17 protein-coding genes are annotated in these 19,200 nt (G+C 65.3%); 7 read left to right on the top strand and 10 right to left on the bottom strand.

What is annotated here, in order from left to right:
* Positions 1-47 precede the first annotated feature (47 nt).
* The 4 genes from FBY33_RS04930 (at position 48) to FBY33_RS04915 (ending at position 4,874) form a co-directional block, all read left to right on the top strand.
* Positions 48-971 (top strand): ABC transporter ATP-binding protein, encoded by a 924-nt coding sequence (locus FBY33_RS04930; RefSeq protein WP_142029555.1) that lies wholly within the window; start codon positions 48-50, stop codon positions 969-971.
* 8 nt (positions 972-979) lie between these two features.
* Positions 980-1,864, top strand: coding sequence for an ABC transporter permease (locus tag FBY33_RS04925; RefSeq protein WP_442858318.1), 885 nt, complete (start codon positions 980-982; stop codon positions 1,862-1,864).
* A 273-nt stretch (positions 1,865-2,137) separates the two neighbouring features.
* Complete coding sequence (locus FBY33_RS04920; protein WP_142029553.1) at positions 2,138-3,544, top strand: amino acid permease; 1,407 nt, start codon at positions 2,138-2,140, stop codon at positions 3,542-3,544.
* 22 nt (positions 3,545-3,566) lie between these two features.
* Complete coding sequence (locus FBY33_RS04915; protein ID WP_142029552.1) at positions 3,567-4,874, top strand: M18 family aminopeptidase; 1,308 nt, start codon at positions 3,567-3,569, stop codon at positions 4,872-4,874.
* Here the strand turns inward: FBY33_RS04915 and FBY33_RS04910 are convergent.
* Positions 4,871-5,530, bottom strand: a complete 660-nt coding sequence (locus FBY33_RS04910; protein WP_142029551.1) for a PglD-related sugar-binding protein — start codon at positions 5,528-5,530, stop codon at positions 4,871-4,873. The genes FBY33_RS04915 and FBY33_RS04910 overlap by 4 nt on opposite strands.
* 192 nt (positions 5,531-5,722) lie before the next feature.
* Positions 5,723-8,428: a helix-turn-helix transcriptional regulator gene (locus FBY33_RS04905; RefSeq protein ID WP_142029550.1), complete on the bottom strand. Its 2,706-nt coding sequence runs from the start codon at positions 8,426-8,428 to the stop codon at positions 5,723-5,725.
* Between the two features lie 616 nt (positions 8,429-9,044).
* On the opposite strand from FBY33_RS04905, the gene FBY33_RS04900 reads away from it, so the two are divergent.
* Together FBY33_RS04900 and FBY33_RS04895 are read left to right on the top strand one after the other, a co-directional pair.
* Positions 9,045-9,860 carry a glycosyltransferase family 2 protein gene (locus tag FBY33_RS04900; protein ID WP_142029549.1) on the top strand — a complete coding sequence of 272 codons (816 nt, stop codon included), beginning with the start codon at positions 9,045-9,047 and terminating at the stop codon, positions 9,858-9,860.
* Between the two features lies 1 nt (position 9,861).
* A complete protein-coding gene (locus FBY33_RS04895; RefSeq protein WP_142029548.1) occupies positions 9,862-10,860 on the top strand; it encodes a glycosyltransferase family 2 protein in 999 nt (332 codons plus the stop codon).
* Positions 10,861-11,055: 195 nt separating this feature from the next.
* On the opposite strand, the gene FBY33_RS04890 is transcribed toward FBY33_RS04895, so the two are convergent.
* From FBY33_RS04890 to FBY33_RS04855, 8 genes are all read right to left on the bottom strand, one after another.
* On the bottom strand, positions 11,056-12,114 hold the full coding sequence (locus tag FBY33_RS04890) for a hypothetical protein (protein WP_142029547.1): 1,059 nt from the start codon (positions 12,112-12,114) through the stop codon (positions 11,056-11,058).
* Positions 12,111-12,341 carry a hypothetical protein gene (locus FBY33_RS04885; RefSeq protein WP_142029546.1) on the bottom strand — a complete coding sequence of 77 codons (231 nt, stop codon included), beginning with the start codon at positions 12,339-12,341 and terminating at the stop codon, positions 12,111-12,113. The genes FBY33_RS04890 and FBY33_RS04885 overlap by 4 nt, the downstream gene beginning before the upstream one ends.
* A complete protein-coding gene (locus FBY33_RS04880; protein WP_142029545.1) occupies positions 12,338-12,679 on the bottom strand; it encodes a hypothetical protein in 342 nt (113 codons plus the stop codon). Before FBY33_RS04880 ends, FBY33_RS04885 begins: the two co-directional genes overlap by 4 nt.
* Positions 12,676-14,454, bottom strand: a complete 1,779-nt coding sequence (locus FBY33_RS04875) for a glycosyltransferase (RefSeq protein WP_142029544.1) — start codon at positions 14,452-14,454, stop codon at positions 12,676-12,678. The genes FBY33_RS04880 and FBY33_RS04875 overlap by 4 nt, the downstream gene beginning before the upstream one ends.
* Positions 14,451-15,737 carry a polysaccharide biosynthesis protein gene (locus FBY33_RS04870; protein ID WP_142029543.1) on the bottom strand — a complete coding sequence of 429 codons (1,287 nt, stop codon included), beginning with the start codon at positions 15,735-15,737 and terminating at the stop codon, positions 14,451-14,453. Before FBY33_RS04870 ends, FBY33_RS04875 begins: the two co-directional genes overlap by 4 nt.
* The gene (locus FBY33_RS04865; RefSeq protein WP_142029542.1) at positions 15,727-16,545 is read right to left on the bottom strand and encodes a glycosyltransferase; all 819 of its coding nucleotides are present in this window, start codon (positions 16,543-16,545) and stop codon (positions 15,727-15,729) included. Before FBY33_RS04865 ends, FBY33_RS04870 begins: the two co-directional genes overlap by 11 nt.
* Before the next feature lie 10 nt (positions 16,546-16,555).
* Positions 16,556-17,647 carry a hypothetical protein gene (locus tag FBY33_RS04860; protein WP_142029541.1) on the bottom strand — a complete coding sequence of 364 codons (1,092 nt, stop codon included), beginning with the start codon at positions 17,645-17,647 and terminating at the stop codon, positions 16,556-16,558.
* 272 nt (positions 17,648-17,919) lie between these two features.
* Entirely contained in the window at positions 17,920-18,654 is a 735-nt protein-coding gene (locus FBY33_RS04855) for a glycoside hydrolase family 16 protein (protein ID WP_235010450.1), read from the bottom strand.
* Between the two features lie 238 nt (positions 18,655-18,892).
* Here FBY33_RS04855 and rpsF point away from each other — a divergent pair, with 238 nt between their 5' ends.
* The gene (gene rpsF / locus FBY33_RS04850) at positions 18,893-19,198 is read left to right on the top strand and encodes a 30S ribosomal protein S6 (protein ID WP_015939036.1); all 306 of its coding nucleotides are present in this window, start codon (positions 18,893-18,895) and stop codon (positions 19,196-19,198) included.
* Positions 19,199-19,200 lie beyond the last annotated feature (2 nt).

Genomic DNA, 19,200 nt, shown 5'->3' with positions numbered 1-19,200 from the left:
CACCAACCACCGTCCGCAGCCGCGCGCTGCGATGCAAAGGATTCTCCATGATCGAGGCAAAAGGGCTGACAAAGGTATACGGCGCCAAAACCGCCGTGGCCGGTGTCAGCTTTACAGTCCGGGCAGGGCAAGTAACCGGCTTCCTGGGCCCCAACGGCGCAGGAAAGTCCACCACCATGCGGATGATCATGGGACTGGACCGGCCGACGTCGGGATCTGTCACCGTGAACGGCCTCCCTTACGTCAGGCACAAGGCACCCCTGCGCGAAGTGGGTGCACTGCTGGACGCCAAGGCCGTGCACACCAGCCGCAGCGCCTACAACCACCTGCTGGCCATGGCTGCCACACACAGCATCCCCAAGTCCCGGGTGCATGAGGTCATTGAAATGACGGGGCTGGACGCCGTGGCACGCAAGAAGGCCGGCGGCTTCTCCCTGGGAATGGGCCAGCGGCTGGGCATTGCGGCGGCCCTGCTGGGGGACCCGCAGACCCTCATCCTCGACGAACCCGTGAACGGCCTGGACCCGGAAGGTGTGGTCTGGGTGCGGAACCTGGTCCGCTACCTCGCGGGGCAGGGACGCACGGTGTTCCTTTCCAGCCACTTGATGAGCGAGATGGCGCAGACCGCGGACCACCTGATCGTCATTGGACGCGGCCGCGTGATTGCCGACGCACCCATCCGCGACATCATCACGGGCAAGGGCCAGGCCCGGGTCCGCGTCCGCACGGACGAGCCTGGCCGGCTCCACCAGCTTCTTGCCGCACGGGGAGCATCCATCGACGTCCCGGAACGGGAAATGCTTGAAGTGACGGGCCTGGAGCCCAGAACCATCGCGGCAGCCGCCCTGGAAAACCAGGTCATGATCTACGAACTCACGCCGCTCGTCGCCAGCCTCGAGGAGGCCTACATGGAACTGACAAAGGACGACGTCGAATACCACTCCCTTCCCGCTGCGGAGGTCAGCAAGTAATGAACGCAATGGCCACTGAATCCACGTCCCCGCCCGAACCTGCAGCATCCGCCGGGGGCCGCAACGTCCGCAACGGGGGCCGCGCCCTGCCCGGCCCCACGTTCCTCCGGGTGCTGAACTCGGAAGTCATCAAGTTCCGCAGCCTCCTTTCCACGCTGGTCCTGCTCGCTTCCACCGTGGTGGTCATGGTCGGTTTCGGTGCCCTGTCCGCATGGGGGACCGGCCAGTTCGCCGACGCCGCTACGCGGGATCCGCAGGCCGCGGCCCGAATGGCATCGCAGGGCGGCGACCTTGCCGTCAGCGTGCCCACCTCCGGCATCGCCTTCGCCCAGCTGATCCTTGGGTCCCTCGGCGTGCTCCTCATGAGTTCGGAATTCACCACCGGGATGGCGCGGTCCACCTTCGCCGCCGTGCCCAGGAGGCTGCCTGCGTTCGCGGCAAAGCTCGTGGTGGTCATGGTGACATCGTTCGTGGTCACTGCCGTGTCCACCTGGGTGGCGGGGCTGGTGGCCGTGCCCATCCTGGACAACTACGGGCTCACTCTGGATCTTGGCAGTTCACAGTCCCTGAAGCTCCTGTTGGTCAACAGCATCTACGTGGCAGCCGTCGCCGCCATCGGCATGGCGCTCGGCACGCTGATCAGGAATTCCGCCGGCGGCATCATGAGCCTGGTGGGCATCTTCTTTGTGGCGCCCATCGCCTTCCAGCTCATCCCCGGGGACTTCTTCAAGGAGGCCCGGAAGTACCTGCCGGGCAACACCGTTGAGCCGCTGACGGCCGCCCAGCACGTTCCCGACACACTGGAAGCCTGGCAGGCGGCGCTGGTCCTCGGCGGCTGGGTGGTCATCCCCGTATTGCTCGCCGCAGTCCTGCTGAAACGGCGGGACGTCTAGGGGAAACCCCCGCGTCCGCCGCGCAAGGAACGAACGGCGCGTGGTTTCCGGCACATTACAAAAGTGCCTGGGAGGAAACTTTATTTGCCCCTCATGGTTCCTGCTTGGAGTCACGTCCTGTTGGGCACAATCAGATCTGTTGGAGTGCACAAAGCAAGGCGCATAATGGCGGACCTAGGGTGAAACGACGATGTGGTGCATCACACGGTCCCCGGTGGTCCGCCACGGCACCCCGCTCAACCTCTGCTATTTCCCCAACAGGACGGCGCTTCCATGCATGCTGACCAGCAACTTTCAAAGTCCCTGAAACCCAGGCACCTGTCCATGATCGCCATCGCCGGCGTCATCGGTGCAGGCCTCTTCGTCGGCTCGGGCGCCGCGATCCAGCAGGCGGGCCCCGGCATCCTCGTCGCGTATGCTGCCGCCGGCCTGGTGGTCATCCTGGTCATGCGCATGCTGGGTGAGATGGCCGCGGCAAACCCGGAGACCGGCTCCTTCTCCACGTACGCTGACAAGGCACTGGGCCGCTGGGCAGGGTTCAGTATCGGCTGGCTCTATGCCTGGTTCTGGATCATCGTCCTGGGCATCGAGGCCACCGCAGGTGCGGCCATCATGCACCGGTGGGTGCCGGGCATTGACCAGTGGGTCTGGGCCCTGGTCCTCATGGTGCTGCTGACGCTCACCAACCTCGGTTCGGTGAAGTCCTATGGCGAGTTCGAGTTCTGGTTCGCTTCCATCAAGGTGGCGGCGATCGTCCTCTTCCTGATCTTCGGCGCCGCCGCCATCCTGGGGCTCATCCCCGGCGTCCCGGCCCCCGGCCTGAGCAACCTGATCAACAACGGCGGCTTCATGCCCAACGGTCCGGGCGCGGTCCTCGCCGGAATCCTCGTGGTGGTCTTCTCCTTCTTTGGCGCCGAGATCGCCACCATTGCCGCCGGCGAATCCGAAAACCCCGTGGACGCGGTCAAGAAGGCCGTGAAGTCCACTGTGTGGCGCATCCTGGTCTTCTACATCGGCTCCATCGCCGTGGTAGTCACCCTGCTTCCATGGAACTCGGCCTCCGTGGCCAAGAGCCCCTATGTAGCGGTCATCGAACTGTTCGGCATCCCGGGCGCCGGAACCATCATGGACGTCGTGGTGCTGACCTCTGTGCTCTCCTGCCTGAACTCCGGCCTCTACACCGCCAGCCGCATGCTGTTCTCCCTCTCCACGCGGGGCGACGCACCGCGTGCGTGGACCCGCATCTCCCGCCGGGGCGTCCCCGCTGCCGCCGTCCTCGCCTCCACCGTGGTTGGCTTTGTGACGGTGGGCCTGAACTACATTGCCCCGGACACGGTGTTCCTCTTCCTGGTCAACACCTCCGGTGCCATCGCACTGTTCGTGTGGCTGGTCATCTCCGCCTCGCAGCTGGTCCTCCGCCGGCGCATGGGAGCGGCAGCGAAGGACCTGCAGCTGAAGATGTGGCTTTTCCCGTACCTCACCTGGGCAGCGATCATCAGCATCGTGGCACTGCTGATCGGCATGGTGATCGTGGAGTCCACCCGGGAGTCCCTGCTGCTCTCGCTTGCACTGGCCGCCATCGTGGTGGCGCTGGGCGTCCTGCGCTACCGCGGGAAGGGCCCGGCCACCGCCGGACAGCCAGCCGTGGCAGCCGAGGCTGCATCGGCACCTGCGGAGTAGGCGCTTCGCTAGACTCGGGACCATGCCTTTGCCTTCCTCTGCCGCAGACCACATCCAGGACCTTGGCGCCTATGTCAGCGCATCGCCGTCGAGCTTCCACGCCGCGCATGAGGGGGGCCGGCGGCTGGAGGAGGCCGGGTTCACCCGCCTGGATGAGCTGCAGCCGTGGGAGGGCGGGCCCGGTTCCTTCTTCATCATCCGCGACGGCGCCCTGATCGCGTGGGTGGTCCCCGAAGGTGCGGGACCAGCCACGGGATTCAACATCCTGGGCGCGCATACCGATTCGCCGTCGTTCAAGCTCAAGCCCAAGCCCACCACCGGTGCCCACGGCTGGCTCCAGGCCGGAGTGGAGATCTACGGCGGCCCGCTGCTGAACTCCTGGCTGGACCGCGAGCTGCGGCTCGCGGGCCGGCTGGTGCTGCTCGACGGCACCGAGCACCTCACGGCCACCGGGCCGCTGCTCCGCTTCCCGCAGCTGGCCATCCACCTGGACCGGGCAGCCAACGAGGGGCTGACGCTGGACAAGCAGCGCCACATGAACCCGGTGTGGGGGCTGGGGAATCCGGCGGACTCCGACCTGCTGGGTGTGCTGGCAGCGTCCGTTGCCGGCGCATCCGTTGATCCGGGGCAGATTGGCGGGTACGACGTCGTCATTGCGGACACGCAGGCACCTGCGGTTTTCGGGGGCAAGGGGGAGTTCTTCGCATCAGGGCGGCTGGACAACCTTTCAGCCACCCATGCCGGCCTGGCGGCGCTGGCCGCCCATGCGGAGACTCCGTCTGAAGGCGGCCCCATTGCTGTCCTTGCCGCGTTCGACCACGAGGAGATCGGCTCCAACTCCCGCTCGGGTGCATGCGGGCCCATCCTCGAGGACGTGCTGGTGCGCATCTCCGACGGCCTGGGCGCAACGGTGAGCCAGCGGCGGCAGGCCCTGTCGGCGTCGTTCTGCCTCTCCGCCGATGCCGGGCACGCAGTCCACCCCAACTATCCGGAGCGGCACGACCCCGCCAACCATCCCGTGCTGAACGGGGGTCCGCTGCTGAAGATCAACGCCAACCAGCGCTACGCCACGGACGCGTTTGGGGCCGCCTTCTGGGCGCGGCTCTGCCGCGAAGCCGGCGTTCCATACCAGGAATTCGTGTCCAACAACGTGGTGCCCTGTGGTTCCACCATCGGGCCCCTCACCGCTACCCGGCTGGGAATCCGGACCGTGGACGTCGGTGTGCCGCTGCTGTCCATGCACTCTGCGCGGGAGCTGTGCGGGGTCGAGGATCCGCGCCGCCTGGCCGCTGTGACGGAGCTGTTCTTCCGGACTGCGGCGCAGCGCTAACGGATCCTGCCGTAGCTGTACGTTCCGTGATCAATCTCGCGGGCCGGCACGCCCACCCAGGTTTCGCCGTCGGGAACATTGCTGAGCACCCCCGCGCACACGCCGATCGTTGCGTAGTCCCCCACCGACGTTCTTTCCCGGACGCTCGAATTCAGTCCGAGATAGGCGCCTTTGCCTATCCTGACGCCACCCCCCAGTGAAACGCCGGCGGCAAAGGTCGCAAAGTCGGATACATCGACGTCATAAGAGAACGTGACGGATGGCATGGCCACCACATGGGAACCCAAACTGACTGCGGCTGTCAGGGTGACGTTGCGCAGGAGGATGCTGCCGCGCCCCACCCGGCACCCCTCCGGGTACTGGACTGAAGGATCCACGGCAGTGCCATACCTCGACTCGCCGATCCCGAGCGAGGCCAGGTGCGACACCACCGCCTCGCGTTCCCTGCTCGCGGCGATGCACACCAGGAGGAAGGCGTGCGTGTAGTTCACGGCATCGTCGATACTGCCAAGGACGGGGGCGCCGTCCACCGTGACGCCGGCCATCTCCCTGTCATCGTCGAGCAGCCCAACAACGTCGTACTGGCCGCTGCTGCGGACCATGGCCAGCACTTCACGCGCCAGGCCACTGGCATCTACCAGGATCAGTTCGCTCACGTGATCGCCCAGGCAGCAGCCTGCCGGGGGTTCGTTACTGGGGTCCGCTCCATGCTGTACCTTTCCGGCCGTGCCTCACGTCCTCTGAACGTGGCACAAGGATATGCGCAGGGCCCATATCTGCCGGCTGGACATCGAAGGCGTTGTGGGTCCCGCCCGGGAACTATGTGGAAACTGCGGGTACCTGCGCAGTCACAGGACGGGCAGGACATACGGCTGCACCGCTGTGGTTCCCTTGCCCGCGGCAAGGGCGGTCAGCTGTGCCCGGGACTCAACGCCGAGCTTGCGGTAGATGGCCGTGAGGCGTACTTCGACCGTGCGGACGGAAACGTACAGCGTGGCCGCTATTTCCTTGTTGCGCATGCCCCGGGCCACCATCATGGCCAGTGACCGCTCATGGTCTGCGAGCAACAGCATTGACGGATTGCCCTGCGGGCGGGCGGGCTCCCACCGATCGTCCAGCAGAAGGGCGTCCACGTGCTGGGTCCACGCATCTGCCCCGGCTTCATCAAACATCACCTTGGCCCGAAGCAAGGCCTCCCGTGCGTGGCGCAGCCGGCCGAAGGCATGCAGCCGTTCCGCGTAGCACATCAGGGTCCTGCCCCGCTCAAGCCTGTTCCCGTTCCTGTCCTCGAGCGCCTGGTTGAAAAGATGCAGGGACTGCTCGCCGTCGGCAAGCATGGCGCGGCTCCGGGCAACCACCATCAGCAGCCACGGTGAGCGCAGCCCCATCGAGCGGCTTTCGAGCCGCTGCAGGGCCTGCGTGGCCTCGCGGTGCCGGCCCAGGCGGACCAGAACCTCCACCAGGTCGGCCTCGCAGCGCAACAGGGTTGGATTGCCAAGCCCCATTCCAATTTCGGCTGCCCTGGACAGCTGGGCAACAGACTCCGCCAGATCACCCCGCAGGAGGGCAAAGTTGCCCTGACAGGCCGCCAGCTGCGCCGTTAGGGCAGGGTGGTACCCGGCCTGCAGATACCGTTGGGCTTCACTGGCCTCGACGCGCGCGAGTTCGTCGTCACCCAGCGAGTAGGCACGCCAAACCCGGAAGAGGTGCCGCGTTCCCCGGTGGTAATTCATCCCGGGTTCGGACAGCTCAAGTTCGTCGATCAGCCTGACGGCGGCTCCCACGTTTCCGGCCCGGATCTGATTATCAATGGCCATGAGGGCTGCAGTTTGCCGCCAGTTGGCGCGCTCCGGTGTGGTGGAGCCGTGGAGCATCGCGAAGATTTCACGTGCGCTTTCATGCTGCTCGGCGTAAGCGAGGGCCCGGCCGCGCAGCAGGAGGCCGGCCTGCCGTGCGCTGCCCAACTGGTCGTGCCTGCCAGCCTGCTCGTGCCTGCGCGCGGGGTTGGACCTCGCGCCGCTGATGGATTCGAGCAGGAGTTTGGCGTGCTCGGCCATGGCCAGGTGCTGCACGGATGCGGAGCCGCGGAATGCGCCGCCCTGCCGCAGCAGCTCAGCGGCCTCTTTCAGCTCCCACCGCTCGGCGTAATACAGGGCGCCGACGGCCAGCAATCCCGCTGAGTATCCCGGATGGTGCTGGCCAAACTCCTGCACAAGCCGCTGCACCATGCTGCACCGCACGGCGGCGCCCTGGACGAACTGGATTTCGAAGGACAGTCCGGTCAGCCGCAGGATCAGGGCGGGGTTGCGCGTCACTCCCTGCGCCCATTCCGCGTACCGGCGCGCATACACCAATTCGCCACGGGAGAAGAGCAGTTCGGCCAGGCCGGTCAGGCGTTCAGCCGTTTCCGCTTCCGACGGGTTGAGGGTGAGGGCCCGCTCAATGAACTCCACGGCGAAAGGCACGTGGCCTCCCCGGACCAGGTGCACCGCGTGGCGGAGCAGCTGGAAGGGAGTTTGACCATCTGGGGCGGTAAAGCTCAAGTGCCAGCTGCGGCCCTGGCGGTCCGTGTCCCGTGCCGCTTCCGCCATGGCACGGTGGTTGGCGGTGCGGACCCCCGCCGGCATGGCCGCGTAGACATGGCCCCGCAGCAGCTGGTCCGCGATCCAGAGGTGTTGTCCCGATCTCTTCACCAGGCCGGCCGTCAGTAGTTCCTCCGCCGCAGTCGACGCCTCCGGGTGGATCTTCACGATCGTGGAGACGTCGCTGTGGAAGGAGAGGGCGAGCAGGTCCAGCAGAGTACACGCACCGGGGCGCAGTGCCCCCACTGCTGACGCGTGTTCTGCGTCAAAGCTGCTTTGGGTGGACAGCGGGACAGGGAGGGCGTACCTGCCATCGGGATACCTCGCCAGCAGCCGGTTATAGAGCTCGACGGCGGCAAGCGGGTTGCCGCCGGTGGCTGCGGCAACTGCGTGGGCCGCCGCCGTCGTGGTCCTTGCAGTGGGGATGCCTTCCAGCATCCGCACGGTATCGCTGTGGCTCATTGCCCGCAGGTGCAGCGCGGGAAGGCCGCTGAGCGGGCTCCCGGGACGTTCCTCCCGCATGCCGGCGAACAACACCACCTCCGTGCCGGCCAGCCGCCGTGCCAGGAACCCAATGACTGACTGGGTGGCCGGATCCAGTTGGTCGGCGTCGTCAATCACGATGATGGTCCGCGATGACGGGCGCTGGTGCAGGCTGCTGAGCAGCATGGCGGACACGGCAGGCACTGTCACTGTCTCCGCACTGGACCGCACCAGCTCATCGGCGGCCCGGTTGAGGACCGGATCGTCCATTTCGTTCAGGAGCGCGGTCAGCCCGGACAGCGGCCAGCCGGACTCTGCGGCGCTGGGGGACAGGAACACTGTCCGGTAATCGGAAAGGGAGCGTATTCCGGATAACAGGGCTGATTTGCCCATACCCCGGCCGCCGACGACTGCCAAGGCCGTTTCCTTGGGCCCGCGGATCGCGGAAAGAATCCGGTCAATCTCTTTGTTTCGACCCACAAGCGGCATGGCGTCCCCAATCGTCGAAGAAGGAGACCGCTTTCTTGTAATGCCCGATTAATTGCCGGCCCCGCCACCCCAACGCGCAGCCCGATACATGAGAATATAAACCCGGCATCGCGCTAATTGCCGCTGGATTGCATCAAGATTGGGCCCATAATTACTCAAGGCCCCGTCTCCGTTGGCGAAACCTGGCCGCCGGCCCCCGATGAGGCCCGGGAACCGCGGCCAGCGCGCCGGTGGCCGCGTTGGCACCACCTGTGCAGCCTGAATCACGAAGAGTTGGATGCCCCGCCCCCTACTTAAAAGCCTGGGCAAGGCAATATCCCCTATACCTAATATCCGCATCAGTCCTATAACCCTGTACTTGCCTTATTACAGGGAACCTGGCTGTAGAAACTGAGTACTCGCTACTGGTGACACTCGAAAGAGGCCCAAATAGGCTTTCGTCACGGCCAGAGTCAAAGGCTAACGAGAGCTGGGGCCCGAGACCAGACCCATGACCGGATAAAGCGTCAAAGTCGCGCTCGGCTTCCAAGCGGGCGGGTTCATTGTAACTATCCGCACACGTCATGAAGTGGTGAGGTATTTGTCCATTTCCATCCAGCTCCCAATAACTCTAGCGATGCAGGGCGCGGAGCCCGGTAAGGCCTCCGTCAGCGTCGTCATTCCAACATTGAACGAAGCCAGGAACATTCCATGGGTCCTTCGCAGGATGCCGTCCTACGTTGATGAGGTAATCATCGTGGACGGCCGGTCCACCGATAACACCGTGGGAGTAGCCCAGGCCATCCGCGGCAACCTTGTCATTGTCAATGAGCCACGCAAGGGGAAGGGCGTGGCCCTTCGCTCAGGGTTTGCCGCCGCCTCAGGTGACATCATTGTCATGCTCGACGCGGACGGCAGCATGGACCCGCAGGAGATCGGATGGTTCGTTTCCCCGCTCCAACATGACTACGACTTCGTCAAGGGCTCGCGCCATGTCACCGGTGGGGGATCGGAAGACCTCACCCGGTTGCGGAAAGCCGGCAACCAGGCGCTGACCAAGCTGGCCAACGCGGTGCTGCACAGCAATTACTCCGACCTTTGCTACGGATACATTGCGTTTCGCCGTGAATGCCTCGAGATCCTGCAGCTGGAATCAGACGGATTCGAAATCGAGACCGAGCTGATCGTCCGGGCGGCGCGGGCCGGCCTTCGGATCGCGGAAGTTCCCAGCATCGAACTTGACAGGATCTCCGGAGCATCCAACCTGCAGACATTCCGCGATGGCTGGCGGGTCCTGAGGAAGCTTGCCCACGAGTGCACCATGTGGGAGGCACCCACGGCCGGCGCCCGGCCCGAAGCGCTCCGCCGGGTCAAGTACGCCTATGCCAACGTCAGCGTTCCGCGGACCCCAACCGACCCGCAGAGCATTCTTGCATTGGTTCAGGGGGCTTAACATGTTGGATCGAGTTGTCCGTCCGAGCGTTTCGATTGTGATTTGCGCCTACACGGAGCGCCGTTGGGACCTTTTGCTGGATGTTATTGAGTCCGTCCGCGCCCAGACTGTTGCCCCCCAGGAGATCCTGGTGGTGGTTGACCACAATGAGGACCTCTACGAACGGCTCCTGGCGATTGTCGATGACGTGACGGTGGTGCAGAGCGAAGGCCCTCCCGGCCTTTCAGGCGCACGTAACACGGGCGTTGGACTGGCCGAGGGCGACATCGTGGCCTTCCTCGACGATGATGCCGTGGCCATGCCCAACTGGCTGGAGCGCCTGCTGGTCCTCTACGACGATCCGGATGTGCTGGCCGTTGGTGGCCGGGTCGAGCCCGTATGGGACCGCGGCCGCCCGGGTTACTTCGGTGAGGAACTCGACTGGATCGTCGGATGCAGCCACCGGGGAATGCCCACGGTTGCCTCCGAAGTCCGGAACCTCATCGGGGCAAACATGTCCTTCCGGCTCGACGTCCTCCGGCAGGTTGGCGGTTTCAACATTGCGCTTGGCCGGCAGGGCAATTTGCCTCTTGGCTGCGAGGAGACAGAGATCTGTATCCGCTCCACAATGGGCACACCCGGCTCCAGGATCGTTTACGAACCTGCCGCCTTGGTCCGGCATCACGTGCCGGAGGAGCGGGGGACTGTACGCTACATGCTCTCGAGGTCCTGGTCTGAGGGTCTCTCCAAAGCGCAGGTCAGCCACGTTGTGGGGCACAAGCGGGCCCTGGGCCCCGAGCGGCGTTATGTCCGCAGCACCCTCCCGCGCGCCGTGTTCTCGGGAATCCGCGATTGGAGCCGGGGCGACAACCCCATGGGACTGGGGCGTGCGGGTTCGGTCCTGGCGGTGCTGGCCTTCACGTCAGCTGGCTATCTGCGGGGCCGCCGGCTGGCCCACTCCTCCTCCACCCAGCTGACCAGCGCCACTCCGCAGGGTGCGGTGTGGCGGGAAGTCCAATGAGGGTGGATTTCTAGGCAAGGCCGTTTACGTCGCCAACAGGAAAGACCTCTTAGGTTCCTACCAACCTAAGAGGTCTTTCCTGTTGGGAGGTCCATCAGCTACCTGGTCGTTCCGTCCCGCGGCGAGCCCGCTGCGCGTGCCGTCCCGCGGCGCCATAAAGCTGTCTGCCGCGCTGCAAAGCTGCAAAGGTGGGGGTCAGCGGCCGTCCGCGCGCCAGTACCGCAGCCCGCCGCTGGTGGTTCCGTCCTCGGCTACATCGATCAGCGCATAGGGGAAAGCCTGGCGGTCCAGTACATCCGGGCCCTGGCCGCGGATGTCCGATGACCAGGTGCCGGTGTTGATGTACCGGGTTGACGATGTCTCCAGCGCCGCTTCAAGCGCCCGGTGCGTGTGGGCTGAGATGTACCAGGCAACCGTGGAGGCGTGCGTGTCAAGAATTCCGGCCACGCGGGCTGCCGCAGCAGGAGCCTGGCCGCCCCTGACATTGCGCCCGGTGGCCGCCAGCACCATGCGGGTGGCAGTGAGCGGGAGCGCCGACACCGTACGGAACCGGGACAGACGTGCCAGCTCGCGTACTGCTGTCCCGTTGAGCCTGAGCCGCTGCGATTCGGTCTGCAGCAGCTCGTCGTATTCGGGGCGGCGGATACGGCGTTCCGCGCGCTCCGACGCCAGGCAGGCCCGGGCGACGGCGCCGGCACGGTTCAGGCGAGATCCCGTCGGCTGGGCGTGCCAGGCAGCGAGGGGCGGCAGGTCCAGCTCGTCGGTGCCGTTGACTGCGGTCCGCAGCACCTCGGGTATCCGGTGCAGCGCGTGGTGCATGTGCCCGTGCTCGGCCACGAGGACGGAGGGGACGTACAAGAGCCACGGATGCACCCGGACCCGCGTCGGATCGTTCGGAGCCAGCAGCGCGGACAGCCGCGCGGCCACGGAGGGCCGGGCCAGCTCCACGTCATGGTTCCCGCACACGAAGTGCAGCTGGACGCCGCGCGCCGCGCACGCCTCCAGTGCCCGGAACGTGTCCGGGTGCCGGGCGAGGATGGATTCAAGCCGGGCCAGGCTCTCAGCCTCGTTCAACCCTGTGAGTTCGAAGGTGTCACCAACGAAGACCAGGTGCTGCTGCGCACCTGGGGCTGCGGGCACCTGGCGGCTGATGAACTCCGGCAACACCCTGCCCGGGTGGCGGGGATCGTCGTCGGACACGTCCAAGTGGAGGTCGCTGAGAAGCAACCATCGCGCCGCCCGCCTCAGGCTCACGTAAGCAGTCCGAGGACGCGCGGCAGGAGCAGGAGCAGGAAAGCCGCCCACATGACACCGACGGTGATCCTGGTGTTCCTTGCCCGGTTTTGGACCGTAGGGCCTGCGGGCTGGCCAGTGGTTTGCCCGGTGTTTGGCCCGGTGTCTGGTCCCAGTCGCCGGACCTCGAGGGTTACGAGGGTGACGAGCAGCACGGCGGCTGCAAGCACCCCTGCCAGTTCGATCATGATGCGACCTCCTGCCGTGCCCGCGCCAGGCAGGCGAGGACAGTAACGACGGCCATTGTCACGACGCACGCCTGCCACGACCATACGGTGAGGTAGAACATGGCCGTGGACACTGCAGTGAGTGTGGCCAGGCCGAGTCCCAGGGCGAGGAGCACGCCAAGTGCGCCGTCGGTGGTTGGGACGAGCCGGGCCAGCGCCTGTCCCGGGAGCAGGATGAGGACGCCTATCGCGGCGACCGCCTGCAGCGGTGTCGGCAACCCGACCAGCGTAACCAGGGACAGCACCACGGCCGCAATGCCCAGCGCCACCGTAGGCCGGCTCAATTCTCGGAAGTTCATGGTTCCACCCTGTATACGCGTGCGTTGTTATTGCTGTAGGCGAGTTCAACGCCGTCCTGGGCATCGAGCCAGGCCTCAAGCTCCTCGAATCCGCCTGTGGTGGTCTGACCCTGGACTACCAGGCTCGACTCCGCCGAAGTCATGAGAAGCAGATAGCTGCCGGCAGCATTGTGCTTGGCGTAGTGATAGACCACTGGCCCGCACGTTGCGGCGGACAGATCGGGTGGGCAGAGGTCCTCAATGGTCCGGTAGCGGTGTCCGAGGTAGTCCGTGTTGCGCCATGGCGTTGGATGGGCAGCCGAGATGATGGCTGAGCCAGGGGGTGCCATGCGGTCCAGGGTGGTGATGGCGGCTATCTCGTCGTCGGTGAACACGTCGTACTGTGCGTTGCCAAAGCGGCCTGTCACGGTCATCCCGACGAATACCAGGCAGGTGAGCACAAGGCCTCCCGCAACCCGGGAAGAAGGCCGGTATCCGGTGTTGGTCGGAAGCAGGACCGAAGACGCCTGCAGCGCAACGAAGGGGAGCGCGAACAGCGATATGCGGATAAGCATCTCCCCTCCATAGGACTGTGCGGGAAAGAGGAATACTGGGGTGACGGCGAGCAGGAGCACCCGGATGTCGAGACGCCACCTGCGCCAGTCGCGCACCGTTCCTATCGCGGCGAGGGTCCACAGCAGGAGGGTGAGGGCTATCCGGACCTGCACCACCAGCACGTGGCCGGCAGTCCCGTTCGTGCGGTCGACGACATTCGCTTCGATGGCGGTCTGCAAGCCTGCGTCCGCCAGGGGCGGGTGTCCCACGAGGTACGTACTTGCGGGAAAGACGAGCCAGAGCATCAGTACGACGCCGGCAATCAGGGGCAGCCTGCTGGGCAGGAGACGTCCGCTCAAGGTAAGGGCGGTGAGGGCGATAAGTACCATGAACGGCGTGAGTTGGTGGCTCGCAGAAATGACCACGATCAGCAGGAGGGTTGCGGCCAGGGCAGCCACCCGGTAACCCGGACGGGGCTCGGCCGGGTACCGGCCGCGCCACCACGCTGCGAGGTCGGCGCGCCGGAAGCCGCGGAAGGGCGGGGCGTTTGCGGCCAGCGGACCGAGGGCCAGCGCCACCACCACCAGGTACAGGAAGAAGCCGAAAGCCTGGGGGGAAAGGTAGTCCTGGTCCTGCCAGTTGCCGAGGCAAAAGAGCCAGAGCACCAGCCAGCGCCGTCGCGGGTCGCTCGTCAGGCAGCGTGTCACCACGGCCACGCCCACGAGCCACAGACCCACATTAAATACCGGTGCCCAGAGTGCAAGGGTCACGGGATCGAGCCCGGCGGCCCCGAGCACGGTTGCCAGGAGGGCGAAGAAGCCCGGCCAGTTGAAATACGCGTCGATGTTGGGGTCGATCGCCACATTGCGCGACATGGCGTCCGCGATGCCGAGATGGCGGAACGCGACTTCACCCCGGGGTACGTCCGTCACGAAGACTGCGGCACCGAAGAGAACGAGCACCAATACCACCAGGAGCCACACCATGACCGGGCTGCGTGCCGGGCCTGCGGCATCCCCCCGCAGCGCCATGACGAAGGCGACGTTGAGGATCACCACCCCTGCCCAGAACGGGAAGGGCAGCACGCCGACGAGCCCCAGGTCGCTGTTCACGGGCAGTGCCACCGTGGAGGCGGCCCACACAGCCAGCGCGAGCGACACCCCGCCGGCCACTGCACACCAGATATCGCGGGGTTTCCAGCGCGCCTGGGGGCGGATGGTCTCCTTCAGCGTACTGGTCATGATGCCTCCTTTTTGGTGCGGCGGAGAATAGCTATAAGCCGGAGTCCGATAATGACGGCCCCGACGGAGAGCACCACCAGCCAGGCAAGGGCCATGGCGCTGGAGCCATTGCCAGCGGCCAACAGGGCCGAGGCGCAGAGGGCCGCGCCGAGGATCACCCCGACCGCAATGGACTCCGTATAAAGGCCGAGGACCCGGCAAACGGAGTTGTAGGCCTGCAGCACTGCATATGCCACCACCCCGGCGGCCAACAACCGCAGGGTGCTGGTGGAGGCATTGGCGTACCTGTCACCCAGCAGATGGAGCAGAGGATGGGCTAACACGATGAGGACTGTGGCAGCGAGGCCACCAAAAAGAAGGGACCAACGGAAACTGGCCCAGGTAGTTGCCGCCAGACGGGCCGGTTCACGGACACCCTCGGAGAATTGAACGATGCCAATCAGCATTGGTGCGGTGTAGGCAGCCCAGGCCATCATCCATGCGGGATACCAGTACGCCGCCACCTCCGGTGACACCAGGTGCGCAAGCAGGAGTGGCAGCACCAGCCCGGGGGCACGTTCGGTGAGGGTGAGGAGCTGGTTTGGAATCCCCATCTTCAGTAGCAAACGCCCGCGTGCAGGGTGCAGGGACGGTCGCGGCCGGTAGCCGACCAGTTTCCGCAGCTGGATAGCTCCGATGATGCAGGAGGCAGCCGAGCCGAGGGTCCAGCAGGCCATCAGGACGTCGGCCGAGGCGCCGTGGGCCAGCCATGCCACCACTGCAGCGGCCCCAAGCGAGACCAGCCCGCCCAGCGTGTACCTCAGCGTTGCGCTGCTGCCGCGTCCCAACGCTACAAGGGCCTGGTCCAGCACGGTGCACATCGTTCCTGTGACGGCGGCTACCACGAACGTCATCCAGAAGAGGACAGACATCGGGGCTGTGTTCGGCGCCACGAACAACTCCAGCACGAGGTAGCCGAGGGCCAGTACGGTCCCGGCCACGCCTACGATGCCGAACGCCGCGTCCAGCACCCGCGCGGGCGGCTCCCCCCGCCCCACCGAGACGATGACGGCGGATCCGGTGCCCAGGACGGCAAGCTGCGTACAGATCATCACCGCCGAAACCGCAGCAGTGGTGAGCCCTACCTCGCGGTCGAACGTCGCGTGCGCGGCCACCACCCAGAAGGCGAACCCCGTACCCGTCTGGGCAGCCTTGGCCAGGACGAGCCCGAGCGAACTGCGCAGGGGGGAGTGCCGGACGACGGGCGGGGCCTCCGTTGGAACGAGCTCACGTTCAGCCGTCACGACCTAAACCCCTCGCCATACCCGCATAGTTGTACCAGCAGAAGGCGATGTAATAGCGCAGCCATTTCGGTTGGCCTGCGGCGAGGCTTAGTGCGCTGCCGCGGACTGCCGCGGCAGCAGGCAGGAGCGCCAGCCTGGCGCCGCCCCAGCCATGCTTGCGGACCATCCGGCCAAGGCCCGTACCGTCCATGAGGAACTGGTCGAGTGCGAAGTCAAAGTCGTCTGCTGCGAACCTGTGTTCGACCATGACCCGCTGTGAGACCCCTGTCTTCATGCCTGACTGCCGCATCCGCCACCGAAGTTCGATGTCCTCGCCCGACTTGAATGCGTCGTCGAAGCCAAGGCCCAGCATCAGGTCCCGGTCGACGAGCGTCGCGACAAGTCCGAACCAGTTGCGGCTGCGCCCGGTGCGGTGGTGATGCGCCAGGGCCTGCCCCCAGTAACCGGGGCCGGCGACGCTCTCCAGGCCTGCCTGGAGAGCGTCGTACCCGTCCTCCACCAACTCAATGAGAAGGTCCGCGACTCCCGTGGCACCGAAGACCACGTCGGCATCCACGAGCAGGACCCAGCGGGTGCTGCTGCTTTGCACACCGAGCGTCCGGGCCCAGGGCAGGCCTCGCCCCTCGTCGCTGAGGACGCGGGCGCCGAACTCACGGGCGATTTCGACAGTGCGGTCGGTGGACAGCCCGTCCACCAGGATGATTTCGGCGACACCGGACTGGCGCAGGGCTTCCAGGCAGCGCGGAAGCAGTTGCTCCGCGTTGCGGGCCGGGACGACCGCGGTGACGTCTGCTGTACTGTAGCCCACGCTGTCCCCCTTAGACCTGCTCGTCAAGGATCGACGGCAGCAGCTCGTCCAGGTGCCGGACAATATCGTCCGATGCCTGGTCCGCGGAGTAGGCGGATGGGATTTGGAACAGGTGGCAGGGACGCCCGTCAAGGGCTTTGCTCAAGACCAGCCCCTTCGCCGCAAAGTGCTCGCGCCATGGGACGACGGACGTGGCGGCCAGGCCGGTCACGACCCGCTGCGAGAAGCCGGCCATCTCGATGTGGAAGTTGCCGATCATGCGGTCCACCATCCAGTCCTGCGACCTTTCGACCACCCGGGAGCGTGAACCCTCGTAGCGCTCGACGTAGATGGCTGCGGCAAGCGGTGCCGAGGTGGTCACTTTCCGGCCCGGGAATGCGGCTTCAGGGGTGACCATCCGGTGCTCCGGGGACCACCGCCGGGAGAAGTCTGCCAGGCGCGGATAGCGGATGACGAACGGGTGCACCACGGTGGTGAGGCGTCCGATGCTCCCGGAGAACCGCGAAGGGACGAGCGGCTTGCGCGCTCCCTCGAACAGGTGCGGATAGATTGCGCGGTGATGCGGTTTGATGAACATGGGCTTGGCGTAACCGAGCAGCGTGGCATCCTCGGCGAGGAATGCCCAGTCGTCGCCCATGAACGACCAGCCTTCGCGCCGCATCAACTTCGCGGCGGTGCTCGTCTTGCCGGTGCCGCCGGCAGCGGGAAGTGCGATTGCGTGGCCCTTATAGGCCATGGTTGCGGCATGGATCATGGCCGCTCCCTTACCGATCATTGCGGCATCGAGAACCGGTACCACGGAAGTCAACAGCTCCCCCGGCCCGTGCACGCGCCACTGATCTGCATCCCTGACCACCTGGACCCGGTCGGCCTGGAAGCGCACGCTGTTGTCCGTGTACGCCAGCTCATGCTCGACCAAACCGGCATCGGGCATGGGTTCCGGCTGGTCGTCAACGATGATGTCGGGCTGCCGCTCAGTATCGGTGGCGAAACACGCCAACATGCTTTGAAGCTGCCTTGCCGTGGGGGCCATCGCGTCGACGCTGATCGTGACGCGGCCGTGAATGTCGAAGTGCAGTGCCTTCGCCCGCCTGGTGCTCATAGTCCTCCCCTGTCTGATTGGTGTCGGCCGAATTCAGCTCCGGCCCGGGCCAATCCACCCAGTGCCCGTAGACGGATTCGAAACCCCCGGCCGTGAAACGCCGCCGGCAGAATCGAGCGTAGGTGAGGCCGGGCAGGTAAACACCGGTAGTGAGTACTCGGCTTTTGCATCGCCTCCTACGTGGGGAATGGCGTGCTTTCGGCAGGGCAGGGGGTGGAGGGGCAGCTCCGACTGGCGCGTTACGTACGTTGGGGGTTTAGCCCGTTCAGGCGTCAGGTAGAGGGGGTACCCTGCGCATAGACGCGAACCCAGTCCACCCGCATCTCGCCGGGTCCGTTGGGAGTGCTGTCCGGAAACCAGTCCAGTTGCAGCGTCTGGTGCATTGATCCCGGAGGCTGGTGGGCGGGGTCGTTGTCTTCAAACCACTTCACCCCATCGATGTAGCCAACGATGCCTTGGGGAGACCAGTCAACTGCGTAGTTGTGGAACTGGCTGACGTCGAGGGTCTTGGCTAGAGACGTCTTCGAGTTCGAACATCCGTAGTGATGGAAGAAACTGATCCGGTTCCAGTCACCCGTCGTCTCTGCGTAGTCGACTTCGCCGTCACAGGGCCAATTTCCACTGTCCGGCCACAGGATCGACACCAGATGGTATTCATCGTCCCCGGAACCGGCTGCCCGGACCTCCCAGCGGCCGTACTGCTGGAGGCCGAACTTGGCGCTGATCCCGGCGGTTGTCCCGTCCGGCGTTCCGGTGATGACCATTTTGGAACCGTCCACCAAGACCTGGCGGGGACTGCGAATGCCGTTCCCCGCGTGCCCGTCACTGTCATACACGGTCCACTTCGCGGCGTCCGGAGCGCCGGCGTAGTCGAATTCGTCGCCGGCGATCGGCCTGCCCCAGTTCAGCTTTGCGGCGGCGGAGTCTGTCATGGGTTGGGCTGAAGTAGCCGAGCAACCGGACAGGAACAGGGCCGCCATGCCAAAGGCCATCAAGGGTCGACGCATACGTCAGATGATAGGCCCGGTTTTCCACATAGCCCATGGCACGGACTGCGCGTGCTGAACCACGCCACTAGCCTTGAGTCAAGCGCGAATCGCCTATCGGGTCCAAATGCACTAGGATATTGAAGTCTGTGCTGCGTCCTGCCTCCGTTCCGGAAGCGGGGCATCGCACGGAATCGCAAATGAACCTCCTGTTACGGAAATGCCGTAACCGCTTAGCCCAAAGGAGGTGGGTTCACATATGCGTCCTTACGAATTGATGGTAATCATCGACCCCGAGGTCGAAGAGCGTACCGTTGAGCCGTCGCTTCAGAAGTTCCTGAACGTCATCACCAACGATGGTGGAACCATCGAAAAGGTTGACATCTGGGGCCGTCGCCGTCTGGCCTACGACATCAAGAAGAAGTCCGAAGGTATCTACGCCGTGGTGAACTTCACCGCCAAGCCGGAAACCGCCAAGGAACTTGACCGCCAGCTGTCTCTTAACGAGACCATCATGCGCACCAAGATCACCCGCCCCGAAGAGCAGAAGGTTGTTGCTGAGTAATT

This window comes from Arthrobacter sp. SLBN-112, assembly GCF_006715225.1.
GTDB lineage: Bacteria > Actinomycetota > Actinomycetes > Actinomycetales > Micrococcaceae > Arthrobacter.
The sequence above is the reverse complement of the archived record's forward strand: the minus strand, read 5'-3'. Positions and strand labels throughout refer to the sequence as shown.